The following is a 14,033-nucleotide window of genomic DNA, read 5'->3' on the forward strand; positions in this document are numbered from 1 at the left end:
CTTTATTCTCTCAGATATATCCCATACCGGATTTTATGACGTTTGTCTTCTCTTCTCCTATAAGTCTGTCAAGTAGCTCAAATGCAACCTGCGGAGCAGTCTGCTGGCAGTACGATGTTATGATATTGTCGTCGATCACGACAGGTTCATTTATCACAGTCACACCGAATCCCGCGAGTTTCTTCTGCCTGTAAGCATCACACAGATGATATGTTGTACCTTTTCTTCCCGCAAGTGCGCCGCTCTTTCCTATAGGAAGTGCACCGACGCAAACACTCGCGATGGTCTTCTTTCTATCATTGAACTTACGAATAAGTTCAAGAAATCTCTCATCATAAGCTTCTTCAAAAAAACCGTAATTATGATCCCCGCCCGGAATTGCGAGCGCATCATAATCACTTACATCTATCTCGTTTATCAGCTTATCAACTTTTATCTGCGTTCCCCAAAATGCGCTTGAAACCTCACGTTCATATCCACATATCTCAAGCTCAATATCATATCCATACTCGCTCTTTGCCCAGCCCGCCACATCGTAAAACGGTGCAAACTCAAGCATTTCAAAGCCCTTACAACAAAACAGTAATATTTTCATCTTTCGCTCCTGTCAATCTGTAACTTGTTCCAGCTTGAAAACTACAGGCCTTGTACCGTCTGTGCAGCATAAAACCTTTGTTTTGGGATTCTTATACCAATCGCTGATTATATTATTTCCACTCATCAAAGCACATAACGAAGAATAAATATCAAGCCATGCAACAGGGCAAAAACCTTCCGGCATTACAGCTCCGCCTTCATAATAAAACTCATTTCCAACTTCAAGCACAGGACATGCGCCTGCTTCTTTTCCATCTACTAAATACTCTTCGGCAAGATCCCCGTAAAACTCTTTCCTGATCACAGTAATTTTTACTCTCATACCTAAAAAATTTCTCCTCCGTTACCACATATACCTGAAAACTTTCTCTCTCGTTACCACATCCAGAATATTGTTCCTTCAGACTTGGTTAAGCCAAGTTTTTTCTGAAGTTCAAGTGATGCTGTGTTGTCAACGACAACTTGTCCGAAAGGAATATACCCCTTTTCGAGAGTTCTTCGTATCATCTCTATCTCAAGAGCTGTGCCGTACCCCTTTCTTCTGTGTTCCTGTAACACCTGTAAGAGTCCAACACTACCTTCCATGTGCTCTCCTATAAATCCGACAGGACTACTGTTCTCATACCCCATAACGATATTGCCACGCTCAATAAGCTCTTTCAGCTCTTCTTTACTCACAAGGCCATACTCTCTTGAAATAAGAGGAAAATCTTCCATTGTTGCCGTTTTGTATTCGAGCACATCATCCGCTTTAGGTGGCTCTTTTGATAAGAACGCCATCTGATAACACTCCATGATATTCTCATAACCAAACTTATCAGCAACACTCCTGCCAAGCTCCGCGCTGGATATCATTATAAGAGGCTTTGTTTCACCATTATTTTGCTTCGTTTCACCAATATTTTGCTTTGCATCATCAATGTTTTGCTTCAAAATCTCCATTCCTTTTGAAACATCATCGCAGGCCAGCATTAGAGCCTTGCTTCTCGTATCCTTAAGCAGTATTGCGTCATCTGTCTTTTCAATTATCTGTGCCGTTCCGCGCTTTATAACGCGATCTATATTCAAGTTTTCAATTGCAGTTAAATCCACACGTCAATCCCCTTTTACTTTACTCGTATAATTTCAATTCTTTTATAGCACTCAAAAAAGCCTCTTCATCCTATCTAGAAGCACTTTAGCAATCACACTTCTGCTTCATGAGCATTAATCCATTTTTTCATCTCTGCTTCAAACTCGTAATCACTTCTATTTTCTACAGCCTTTATTATGCTTGGTGTAATCATATCATCCTGTATTTCTTTGATAACATGCCAGTTCTCTTTAATTGCTTTTATAATAAACTCATCACTGACTATTTCAGCAGGTACTTTCTTAAAATAACTTCGATTTTTACTTATAGCTGCCAAGTATACTTCTTCATTAAGATAACTTTCTGGAACTTCTTTTAAATTTTTTAATGACAATCGAACAGTATTTGCATAATACCTACTTGTTCTATATTCTTCAGGAACTATCTCTGGCTCATACAATCCCATTTTTTCATATACTTCCTGTGTTATTTGCGACTTATCCAGATACTTAAAACAATCAGGTAGCGTTTCGTTTATAACAAAAGTTCCGATGTATTCTTTAGGAATTGATAAAAAGAGTAAGCCTTTTCGGATATAGCACAAAATAGTTTCCCAATAGTCCTCAGAACATATTATGGTCTTCCAGTTCTCTCTCGGAATCAAGTTCAGATAATCAAGAACTACCTCATCCGAGTAATCACTCCATTTTTTCCATGAATCACAAGGCGTATTTAATATCGCAGACTCAAAAAGATCAATCCTTATGCCTGCCATGCATACTTCAGGGGTTCTAAATTTTTCCGGTACGATGCTTAATAATTTCGAATTTCCCGCAACTGCCCACAGGCATGTTCCAAGATCAGTATTGCCATCTCTATATGCAACATCATCATTTAATTGATTAATAGCCTCTTCCATACGCGAAGCATATTTCTTCTCACCCAAACATGCATTTACATCAAGTTTCTTCGGGAAAACAGTTCTTTTAATCTTTTTTACCTGCTCTATGCTTTTATACTCTATAAAAGACTCATTCCAATCTCTAAGAACATTGTTGGTAAATAGTCGTTCAATATTCTTTATTTTTCTTGAAAGTCCATATAAGCTATATTCTGACGTATCAACGGAATTTATTTCTTTATCTTCAGATATTCCATTGTAAATAGCTAAAGGCTTAAGACATTCCTCTTTTTCTTGTTTATAAGTGCTTAAAGCCTTCTTATTTTCAGTAGTAGAAAGATATCCTTCAAACGAGTCATATTCTTTAACCATTCCAAAATAAGGTGAATAATAAATTGTAATTGTTCCATCAGGATTTAGCATGATATGATTATAAAAATCTAAATCGATTATCGCTCCATGTATTGTTCCATCTAATCCCAAACGTTTTACAGCCGCGGATATCTTCTCTTCCGCAGCTCTATAAGGCAGTAACGATAACATATACCTATAGACAACAACCGTAAAATTCTGATAAAAATACTGTATATCTGAACAATGGCTAATTTTTTTGCATTTCGAACCATAGCATATATATGCACCATTATTTTCATCCATAATAAAAAAGCCATAAAACCCGCTCTTCTTTATCATATAGAACTTTGCCTGGTTCTTCTTGAGCTGTTTTTTTATTAAAGATACACTGTCTGATCCTTCTCCACAATACTGTAAGAATAAAATATACCTATCTGGAGTAATCTCATATGCTCCATCTCCATATTGAATAAACGGATTGGCAACAGTGCCGTTAAGAACTTTCTTTAATACAATTTTTGCCTTTTCTTTATATCCAACTTGGTTATTTGCATACAAATGGTATCCATCTTTAACATAAAGCTCATTTCTATGATTGTGCCCATTAAAATACAGGCAATTTTTTTTCATACTTTTCTTATAATCCGGCATCCAACAATGTAACGGATAATGCGTTAGAACTATGATAGGCGCCCCAGCCGTAATAGGATTATTCAATGCCCTTTCATATACTGATAAAAAAATCTCTGACTGGTGTATTTCCTCTTTTCTAGATAACGAACGAGGTCCAATTATATGCTCGCAATTATAGTATTCTTCATACTTTGCAAAGCCGGTCCCTCCAACCAACATAATATTATCCTTTCGCAAATCTCCAAGTTTCACGACTTTATATTCGTTTGTTAATAGCGTGATACCTATAGATTCAAACATTCTTCTATACGCCAAATCAGCCTCATCTATCATATCAAATTCTGAATACTCGTGATTTCCCATAACTGCGAATATGGGAACATGACTATTCTTATTAAGCTTCTTGCATGAATCAACAAACAATGTATAAAAACGAGTAGATAAATCAAGCGTATTTGCGATATCTCCACCAAATACAACCAAATAATCACCTTTATTATTTTTAATTCTATTTTTTAAATCCGAAGGCATAATCGAACTTACTATATCTTGTAGTGATGATAACCTATCATCATCTTTCAAATGCCATTCTAAATGAATATCTGTTATATAATAAATCGCGCATAATCCAACTAACTGTGCTTTTGAAAAAGCCTCTTCGTGAACATACTTATTTAGTTCCGCAGGTAAATTCTTTTCAACCTTTATCAAATCAGTAGAATAACTCTGTGATATCTCAACTTCCTTGACATAACTATCCTCATTGTCCCGTAACTCTGCAAACAAGCCATAATAATAAGTACTTATAGTCTTGGCTTTATCCTCTTTCTCTTCTGAATATGGCCATACACATTTATTATTTCCGTAAATATCAAAATGCTCCGCTAACTCTTTTACTCTATCTGTATTTTCTCCCTCAGCGTTCTCATATGATACCGCTGTATCAAAGGAATAACCAATATATTTTTCAGCAACGCTTTTAAAAGTAGCATCATTTATAGCAGATACATCTAATACCTTTTCTTCCTGATCATACAAAGAATAAATTCCAAGACGTTCTGGCTCAAAATCATTATCATGTTTGCAGATAATATACATAACGATAAGCGACATAACAAACTCATCATCAAGATTATAGGGACCTGTATTTCCCTCAAAAAGCCATAACGTATCATTGATCAAATAAAATTCATAAACAAAAGATACATCATAATACTTACTTTTATAATCATCACTTTCCGAGATTATTCTATTCCATCCTGCTTTGCTAACATATCTATTCGATGGAATTTCCCCATACTTGTTTTGAAAAGCGTCCAATCCGCTTATAACATATTTTGCAAATTTCTTTTGAACGATATCACAATCATTAAAACGAAAAGCATTCTCTTTACGATAATCACAATAGATATCTTTCAATAACGCGGATGTTATTTCTTCATTCTTTATAAAATCCCTTCCTTTTTGCACCAAGCATAACTTACTAACAAGTTTTCGAGCTCTTTGCCGATTATACTTATTTTCACTTTTCTCATTAACAACATCCCAAATAGTTAGCATAGTAAAAAGCCTCCTACTATATGACATATCACTTGATTCCAAAAAAGAGCCCTTGCACAAAAGCTCCTAATATCATTAAATTACCTTATTCCATTGTTTTTCAAATTAGATGTATGTGACTCAATTATGTTAAAAATGTATCTTGCAACATGCTTTAGTTAATATGGCAACAAACACGAAAAGAATCTGGCTTTTCTTCATATTCTGTATCACCACTTCATAGAAAGAACACTAATATTCACTATTATTTTATCATAATATCATTCTTATTTTACTTAATCATATGCATTCTACGCCAACGCATGGTCATTAGCATCATCATCCAGAATTTGCTGTATGCAAGTGGCATCATGCTGCTATATAGGAAGTTCATTTTAGTATTATCGTTCTGCTACTTCTTGTAAAATAAACTACCTCTTTCATTAGCTGTTGAATAGTGGCAGACTCTATCATTGTTGTTCTGCCACTATTCAACAGCTCCAAATCTTTGTTCCACCCGGATTCTTATAGAAAACAGAAAAAGTGACTAAATCGTTTCAAAGTTCTTCATTTAGTCACTCTTTACACAAAAAATTCCTGAATAAAGCAGAAAAAAGTGACTAAATTGCTCCAAAGTTCTTCATTTAGTCACTCTTCACACAAAAGATCTTAAAAACAGAGCTAAAAAAGTGACTAAATCAGCATCTTCTGCTGTTTTTAGTCACTTTTCTCTCCGTAAATATATCTCTTAAATACCCTTTATCAAATACCGTCTCTACAATCGAGAAATGTTCTCTACTTAAATACCTTCTATAATTCAGAAGCGGCATTCTCTGCTTAAACACATTCTCTTTAACGTCTTCATCTTGCCGCTGCCTTAAGCGCCGCCACAACTTCAGCCTCCGTAGAAAGCGCAAGCACTTCCTTAGCCAAAGCATCCGCATCGGCCTTTGACCACTTCGAGATGATGCTGCGCGCGGTCAGTACAAGTACTGAGTTCACGCTGTACTCATCGAGCCCGAAGGAGATAAGGAGCGGTATCATCAGCGGATCTGCTGCCGCCTCACCGCACATTCCCACCGGAATTCCTACTGCCTTTCCGGCTTCGATTATATTCTTTATCGAGCGAAGAACCGCAGGCTGGAATGCGGAATAAAGATATGCAACCTTTGCATTTCCGCGGTCGACACTCATTGTATACTGCGTAAGGTCGTTTGTTCCTATAGAAAAGAAATCCGCTTCTTTTGCGAGCATATCGGCTATGAGCGAAGCTGCCGCCGTCTCGACCATGCATCCGACTTCTATCTTCTCATCAAAAGCAATATTCTCAGAAGAAAGCTCTTTCTTGCACTCTTCAACAAGCGCCTTCACTGCACGGATCTCATCGACACAGGTAACAAGCGGAACCATGATCTTTGCCTTACCAAATGCACTTGCGCGAAGGATTCCGCGAAGCTGCGTCTTATAAATTTCCGGATTTGCAAGACAATAGCGCACCGCCCTGTATCCAAGGAAAGGATTGTCCTCTTTCTCAAGTCCCAGATACGGAATCTCTTTATCTCCACCTATATCAAGAGTACGGATGATAACCGTCTTACCGTTCATGATCTCAATCGCTTCTTTGTATGCTTCAAACTGTTCATCCTCGGAAGGAAGATGAGACTTGTCCATGAACAAAAATTCCGAGCGGAAAAGACCTATACCTTCCCCGTCGCATTCTATAGCCTTCTTTGCATCCTTAGGCGTACCTATATTGCAGAAAAGCTCTACCTTCATGCCGTCAGCCGTAAGAGTTTCTTTCCCCCTGAAACTCTCAAGTTCAGCCTGCGCGCGTATAAATTCTTCCCTCTTGATAACATATTTTGAAACTATCTCCCCGTCAGGATTAATATATACAACGCCTTCTGTGCCATCGACAACGGCGGTATCTTTATCTTTTACCTGTTCCGTTATATCGGGAACCGAAAGAACGGCAGGAATCTCAAGTGCTCTTGCAAGAATGGCTGAATGTGAGGTCTTTCCGCCAACTTCCGTGATAATGCCTACAACATTCTCTTTAACTATCTGTGAAGTCATTGAAGGAGTAAGGTCATGAGCAACAAGCACAGTACCCTGCGGCACTTTGCTTATATCAACATCTTCTATTCCAAGAAGTTCTTTCAAAAGACCTGTTTTCACATCGGAAATATCAGATGCACGCTGGCGCATCATATCATCTTCCATTTTGGAAAACATACCTATGAACATATCGCACACAGCAGTGACTGCTGCCTCGGCGCACTGTCCCGCATCGATCATCTTGTTCATCTCACCCGACATAGCGGGATCGGCGATCATTGCTATATGACCTTCCATAATCTCAGCTTCTTTGGCCCCGATAGTTTTCCTTATATTATCGGCCATAGCGGATGTTTTAACTTTTAAAACCTCCACAGCCGCTCCAAGTCTGTTTTTTTCTGCTTCTGTATCTTCAATATGTTTAGCTTCAAATGACAGATCATAATCTGTTATAAGACAGATACTGCCAATGCCAATTCCTCTTGATGCTTCTATGCCTTTATACATAGATAATGACCTCCCGTAAAAGATTTCCTTTGCTTCAATCTCCGAGACCGCTCTCAATAAGCTCAACCGCTTTTGCAAGTGCTTCCTCTTCATCAGGACCGTCGCAGGTAACCTCAACTTCGGCACCACACTTGATGCATGCCGCCATAAGCATCATGACACTCTTTCCGTCATACTTTGAGCCGTTAATGCAAAGATTTATTTCTGATGAAAAATGCATCATAGCCTGACTGAAAACTGTCGCAGGACGCATATGCATTCCCTGTTCATTTACGATCTTTACTGTTCTTGAAACCATTACACTTTTTCTCCTTTTATGAATTACGATGCAGGTGCCAAAAAATATTTTCCGACACCTACATCACATGATTTTTTATTCTTCAACTGTCTTTTTCAATACACCAAGCATAAGGCAGCTTACAACCGCACCTGCTGCAAGTGCAACAAGATAAAGTGCCCAGTTTCCTACTACAGGGAATACAAAGATTCCGCCGTGAGGTGCCATAAGTGTGCACTTAAATGCCATTGAAAGAGCTCCGGCAACACCCGATCCAACCATAAGTGAAGGAATTACACGGATAGGATCTGCTGCCGCATAAGGAATAGCACCCTCTGTGATGAAACAGAATCCCATGATAAAGTTTACGGGACCTGCTTTTCTCTCTGCTACTGTAAACTTCTTAGGGAAGATAAGTGTAGCAAGAGCGATCGCGATAGGAGGAACCATACCGCCTACCATAACTGCTGCCATGATCATCCATCCTGTCTCATTCTGCTGTGCAAGAGCTGCCGTACCAAATACATATGCTGCCTTGTTAAGAGGACCACCCATATCTGTTGCCATCATAGCTCCAAGAAGAATGCCAAGTGCGATGATTGAACCGCTGCTCATTCCTGTAAGTACGCCTGAAATCCAGTTATTAAGCGCACCGACTATAGGATTGATAGCGCACATAACAAGACCGATCATCGTAATACCCGCAAGAGGATATATAAGAACAGGCTTTATTCCTTCAAGTGACTGAGGAAGCTTGTTACATATCTTTTCAAGCCATAGAACAAGATAACCTGATACAAAACCTGCTACCAACGCTCCGAGGAATGCAGAAGGTATATCTCCTCCGGGATTTGCAAATGTTGCACCGGTTGATGCAAGATATCCGCCGACAAAGCCGACTGCAAGACCCGGTCTGTCAGCTATCGACATTGCTATAAATCCCGCAAGTATCGGAAGCATAAATCCAAATGCTGCTCCGCCTATTGTCTTAAACCATGCAGCTACAGGTGTGTTTGTACCGAAGTTGCTCGGATCGATTGAATAATCATCAAGCAAAAATGCGATAGCTATAAGAATACCGCCACCTATAACGAACGGAAGCATATGTGATACGCCGTTCATTAGATGCTTGTAAAGCTTACGGCCAAGCGACTCATTTACTGCGTCTTCTTTTCTTGTAACTGCTCCCGTGTGATGATATACGGAAGCGCTGTCAACTTTCTCAAACAGCTTTTCGGGTTCGTGGATGGCTTCCTTCGTTGATGCCATAACTACCTTCTTACCGTCAAACTGTCCCATATCTATATTTTTGTCACATGCAACGATTACCGCATCTGCCTCAGCGATCTCTTTTGCTGTAAGAGGATCTTTTGCTCCGCCCGATCCGTCTTTTTCAACTCTGAAAGTAATTCCGAGCTCTTTTGCTTTAAGCTCAAGTGCCTCAGCAGCCATAAATGTATGTGCAATACCTGTAGGACAAGCTGTAACCGCTACGATCTTCTTTCCTGCTTTAGAAGGTGCTTCAGACTTAACCGCTCCATTCTCAGCATCTTTTTCTGTTTCCTTGGAATCAATAAGTTTAAGGAACTCGTCAACCGATTTGGCATCCACAAGTTTCTTGCAGAACTCTGTGTCCATAAGCATTCCCATAAGCTTTGCAAGTACCTCGAGATGTGTATCTGCGCCATTTTCAGGTGCAGCGATCATGAACAAAAGATTGCTCGGCTTACCGTCGAGTGCTTTGTAATCCACGCCCTTGGGACATGTGATTGCAACAAGTCCTGCCTTATTTACAGATGCAGATTTGCCGTGCGGAACCGCGATTCCGTTTCCGATTGCCGTTGAGCCCTTAGACTCACGTTCAAGGATAGCTTTCTTAAATCCTGCTACATCCTTAAGATTTCCGACTGACTCATGAAGTGCGATAAGTTGGTCTATTGCCTCATTCTGATTAGACAATTTAACCTGAAGCTTGATCCCCCTGGGATCGATAAACTCTGTAATTCTCATAATACCCTCCTAAAACAACAAATTACATGTTTAAAGTTCCTTAAAAACCTTCTCTATATCTGCAGCTGTTGCAAGGCCATCCGAAAATGCCGTTGCAGAACCTGCAGCCGTTCCCATTTTAAGTGCAGTCTCATAGTCCTTAGTCTTCAAATATCCTGCTACAAAACCTGCTACCATCGAATCTCCCGCACCTACCGAATTCCTTACTGTTCCTTTTGGAACTCCGATGCGATATTTCAAGCCGTTTTCATCAACCAGCATCGCTCCGTCACCTGCCATTGAGATAAGAACATTTCTTGCTCCCATCTGCTGAAGACGGACCGCGCCTTCATATATCTCATCATCCGTTTCAAGTGTCTTTCCTATGATCTCGCCAAGTTCAAAATTGTTTGGCTTAATAAGGAACGGATGATACTTAAGAACATTTGTGAGCAGATCCTTCGTCGCATCCACAACAAACTCTATTCCTTTTCCGTCGAGCATAGAAAGAATCCTTTCATATACATCATCAGGAAGCGAGCTTGGAATAGATCCCGCCAGGATAAGAAGATCGCCTTCTTTCAAGTGTGAGAGCTTGTCAAAAAGCTCTTTTTGCGACTCTTCATCAATCTTCGGTCCCTGAGCGTTTATCTCTGTTTCAGCTACTGCCTTAATCTTGACATTGACACGGGAGATTCCTTCCTTAAGTTCGATAAAATCAGTATCAATGCCTGCTGCCTTAACGCCTTCATCGATGGCGCGTCCTATGAAGCCTGCCACAAATCCTAAAGCCGTACTCTTAAATCCAAGTTCCGACAATACCATGGATACATTTATGCCCTTCCCGCCATAGTAGTACTCTTCACTTGTTGAACGATTCGTCATGCCGGGAAGCAATTCCTTATCCATTCTTACTACATAATCAAGCGCCGGGTTAAAAGTAACCGTATAAATCATCAATAATCCTCCATCTTTACTTGCAACACCTATGGTATAAGTACCTCTGTATGATTCACATACTCTTTTGCCGTAAGTCTGTCTGTAATAATGCTGCATTCTTTTATGTCCGCAAAAGTCACGGAGTTGACCTTGTTGAACTTGGTATGATCTGCAAGTACATACGACCTGTATGCATGTTTAATCGCTGCCGTCTTGATCATCGCCTCGTCAACATCCGGTGTTGTGAAACCTGCGTGAACTGAAATTCCGTTCGTACCCATGAAAGCTTTCGTAAAGTGATATTTGCGGATAAACTCCACACAATCGGTTCCGACTGCCGCTTCCGTTGAAGCCTTGAGCCTTCCGCCGATCATCGTGGTCTCAAATCCCTTGTCCATAAGACGCTTTGCATGAACAACACCGTTTGTGATGTACTTCGCATTGTTATTGGTCAGATAATCGATCATCGCAAGAGTTGTCGTGCCCGCGTCAATATAAACAAAATCATCATCCTCAATGAGATCGGCAGCAAACTTACTTATGCTGTCTTTTTCCTCTACATTCTTCCGGGCTTTCATCTTAACCGCGTCTTCCTTGGTATCTACATCCCTCGAAGACAATGCGGTCGCACCTCCAAACACCTTGATCAGTTTACGTGAGCGATCAAGTGCGCTTATATCACGGCGTATGGTTGCTGCAGATGTATCCAAAAGCTCGATCAGTTCATTTACGGAAACTGCCTTCTTTTCATTTATAATCTCAACAATACGTGCTCTTCTCTCTTCAGTCAGCATTCAAAATCTCCTTGAGCAAAAATGTTAATTTGTGATTTCTTGATTAAAATATAGCACTCAAAAAATCAATTTGCAATCATATCCAATCATAAATAATCACAAATAATCATTTTCGTTCAAACTATACATTTTTGTACTTGCCTTTTTGTTAATTTTTGATTGAGTATTTTTCACTCATATTTTTTGCGCATAAAATAAAGCACTCAAAAAGAGCAGTCATTCCGGAAACCACCGAAACAACTGCCCTTTTTATGCCATTTTTTTATTTAACTACCAACTTTATTCTTCAGCATTGGCTGCCGCAACCTTATCGGCTCTTGCCTCAACCTCTTTTGCCTGAACATCCGAAGGAGCCTGCTCATATCTGTTAAACGAATACTCGTACTCTCCGCTTCCGCCCGTCATTGAACGAAGCTGTGTGCAATATCCGTAGAGCTCCATCTGTGGAACCTCGGCCTCGATAACCTGTTTACCGGTAAGCGAAGGATTCATTCCGAGCACTCTTCCTCTTCTCTTGTTAAGATCTCCCATTACGTCACCCGTGTAGTTCTCGGGAACAGTAACTTTAAGAGATACTATGGGTTCAAGAAGAACAGGTGTCGCATCCATGAAGCCTTTTTTGAAGGCATTGGAAGCTGCTACCTTAAACGCCATCTCGGACGAATCAACAGGGTGATACGATCCGTCATATAGAGTTGCCTTAACACCGACAACGGGATATGCGGCAAGAGGTCCTCTCTGAACCGACTCCGCAATTCCTTTTTCAACAGCGGGGAAGAAGTTCTTAGGAACAGCTCCGCCGACAACTTCCTGATCGAATGTATAAGGAACCGTCGGATCTCCCAAAGGAGCAAAGCGCATCTTAACATGTCCGTACTGTCCGTGTCCGCCGGTCTGCTTCTTATATTTATATTCCACATCGGAATTCTTTCTTATCGTCTCTCTAAATGCAACCTTGGGTTTAGTGAGGTCTATTGCAACCTTATATACATCCTTTAACTTATTCTGGATAACCTCAAGGTGCATATCGCCCATTCCATAAAGAAGCGTCTGACGATTCTCGGCGTCATTGACAACCTTGACGGTCTGATCTTCCGCAGCAATCTTGGCAAGAGACTGCGCGATCTTATCAATATCGCTCTTATTCTGGGCATGATATCTCATAACCGTGTACGGCTGTGAAATATCCATCTTTGCATACTGTATGGGTGTTCCCTTGGTAGAAAGAGTATCTCCCGTCGCAACATCGATCTTCTGAAGTGCGCCAAGGTCACCCGCATGAAGCTCCGATACTTCTGTTGTCTTATTTCCCTGAAGCACATAGAGCTTACCTATCTTAAGTTCCATATCCTTATCCGCAACGAACATCACATCGTCGGGTTTAAGAACGCCCGATCTTACCTTTATAAGTGAGTACTTACCTATGAAAGGATCGATCATTGTCTTAAATACAAAAGCTGTCTTTGGCTTGGAGAAGTCAAAGTCCGCTTCAAAAATCTCATTTGTATTGGTGTTGATACCTGCCATCTTGCGGTTCTCAGGGCTTGGCATGTACTTAACGATATCGTCAAGAAGTGTGTAGATACCCTGGCAGAGCGTACTTGAACCCATCTCGATGGGAACAATACTTCCGTCGCACACATTAGTCCTTACCGCTGCTCTTATCTCAGACTCAGAGAAAGTTTCACCATTAAAGTATCTTTCCATAAATTCTTCCGAAGTCTCAGCTACGGTCTCAATTAGAGTATCTCTGCATATCTTAAGGTTTTGCTGATTGTAATCGGGAACTTCGCACTCAACAACTTCTTTTCCCGACCACTTGAAACCTTTCTCCTGAATAACATTAACGTATCCTACGAACTTCTCGTTCTCACGGATAGGCAGGTTAAAAGGAGCCATCTTCTTGCCGTACTTATCGGTCATATCCTGCACAACCTGTCTGTAGGAGACATCATCTATATCCATATCGGAAACAAATACCATGCGGGGAATCTTGTACTTTTCGCATAGTTCCCATGCTTTTTCTGTTCCGACTTCAATTCCGGCTTTTCCCGAAACGACGATAATTGCAGCATCCGCTACACTGATTGCTTCCTCAACCTCCCCGACAAAATCAAAAAATCCGGGAGTATCCAAAAGGTTGATCTTGTGTCCGTCCCACTCGAGAGGAATTGCCGATGTGCTTATAGAAATATGCCTCTTCTGCTCCTCCTTATCAAAATCACTCAGAGTATTTCCATCCTCCACAGTCCCCATCCTTGATGTAATACCGGCAAGATAAGCCATTGCTTCAGCTAAGGTTGTCTTTCCGGCTCCACCATGTCCGAGCAGTACCACGTTACGAATCTTATCAGTTGTGTAAACGTTCATATC

At 40.4% G+C, this 14,033-nt stretch carries 10 protein-coding genes; all 10 read right to left on the minus strand.

Translation table 11 applies throughout. The features are described 5' to 3' along the window. Nucleotides 1–10: 10 nt before the first annotated feature. Nucleotides 11–595 (minus strand): DJ-1/PfpI family protein, encoded by a 585-nt coding sequence (locus G628_RS0112325; RefSeq protein WP_027209258.1) that lies wholly within the window; start codon nt 593–595, stop codon nt 11–13. Between the two features lie 12 nt (nt 596–607). Beyond that, nucleotides 608–919 carry a TIGR04076 family protein gene (locus tag G628_RS0112330; protein ID WP_026654438.1) on the minus strand — a complete coding sequence of 104 codons (312 nt, stop codon included), beginning with the start codon at nt 917–919 and terminating at the stop codon, nt 608–610. 53 nt (nt 920–972) lie between these two features. Then, entirely contained in the window at nt 973–1,689 is a 717-nt protein-coding gene (locus G628_RS18270) for a GNAT family N-acetyltransferase (RefSeq protein WP_051199196.1), read from the minus strand. A 92-nt stretch (nt 1,690–1,781) separates the two neighbouring features. Then, nucleotides 1,782–5,117 (minus strand): metallophosphoesterase, encoded by a 3,336-nt coding sequence (locus G628_RS0112340; RefSeq protein WP_027209259.1) that lies wholly within the window; start codon nt 5,115–5,117, stop codon nt 1,782–1,784. Nucleotides 5,118–5,957: 840 nt separating this feature from the next. Then, nucleotides 5,958–7,661 carry a phosphoenolpyruvate--protein phosphotransferase gene (gene ptsP, locus G628_RS0112345; protein WP_027209260.1) on the minus strand — a complete coding sequence of 568 codons (1,704 nt, stop codon included), beginning with the start codon at nt 7,659–7,661 and terminating at the stop codon, nt 5,958–5,960. Nucleotides 7,662–7,695: 34 nt separating this feature from the next. Beyond that, the gene (locus G628_RS0112350; RefSeq protein WP_026666992.1) at nt 7,696–7,959 is read right to left on the minus strand and encodes an HPr family phosphocarrier protein; all 264 of its coding nucleotides are present in this window, start codon (nt 7,957–7,959) and stop codon (nt 7,696–7,698) included. Nucleotides 7,960–8,034: 75 nt separating this feature from the next. Next, on the minus strand, nt 8,035–9,948 hold the full coding sequence (locus G628_RS0112355; protein ID WP_026666991.1) for a PTS fructose transporter subunit IIABC: 1,914 nt from the start codon (nt 9,946–9,948) through the stop codon (nt 8,035–8,037). A 30-nt stretch (nt 9,949–9,978) separates the two neighbouring features. Next, complete coding sequence (pfkB, locus tag G628_RS0112360) at nt 9,979–10,884, minus strand: 1-phosphofructokinase (protein WP_027209261.1); 906 nt, start codon at nt 10,882–10,884, stop codon at nt 9,979–9,981. Between the two features lie 29 nt (nt 10,885–10,913). Further along, nucleotides 10,914–11,660: a DeoR/GlpR family DNA-binding transcription regulator gene (locus G628_RS0112365; RefSeq protein ID WP_027209262.1), complete on the minus strand. Its 747-nt coding sequence runs from the start codon at nt 11,658–11,660 to the stop codon at nt 10,914–10,916. Between the two features lie 279 nt (nt 11,661–11,939). Continuing rightward, entirely contained in the window at nt 11,940–14,030 is a 2,091-nt protein-coding gene (fusA, locus tag G628_RS0112370) for an elongation factor G (protein ID WP_026654430.1), read from the minus strand. Nucleotides 14,031–14,033 lie beyond the last annotated feature (3 nt).

The organism is Butyrivibrio hungatei NK4A153 (assembly GCF_000424465.1).
Lineage (GTDB): Bacteria > Bacillota > Clostridia > Lachnospirales > Lachnospiraceae > Butyrivibrio > Butyrivibrio hungatei_A.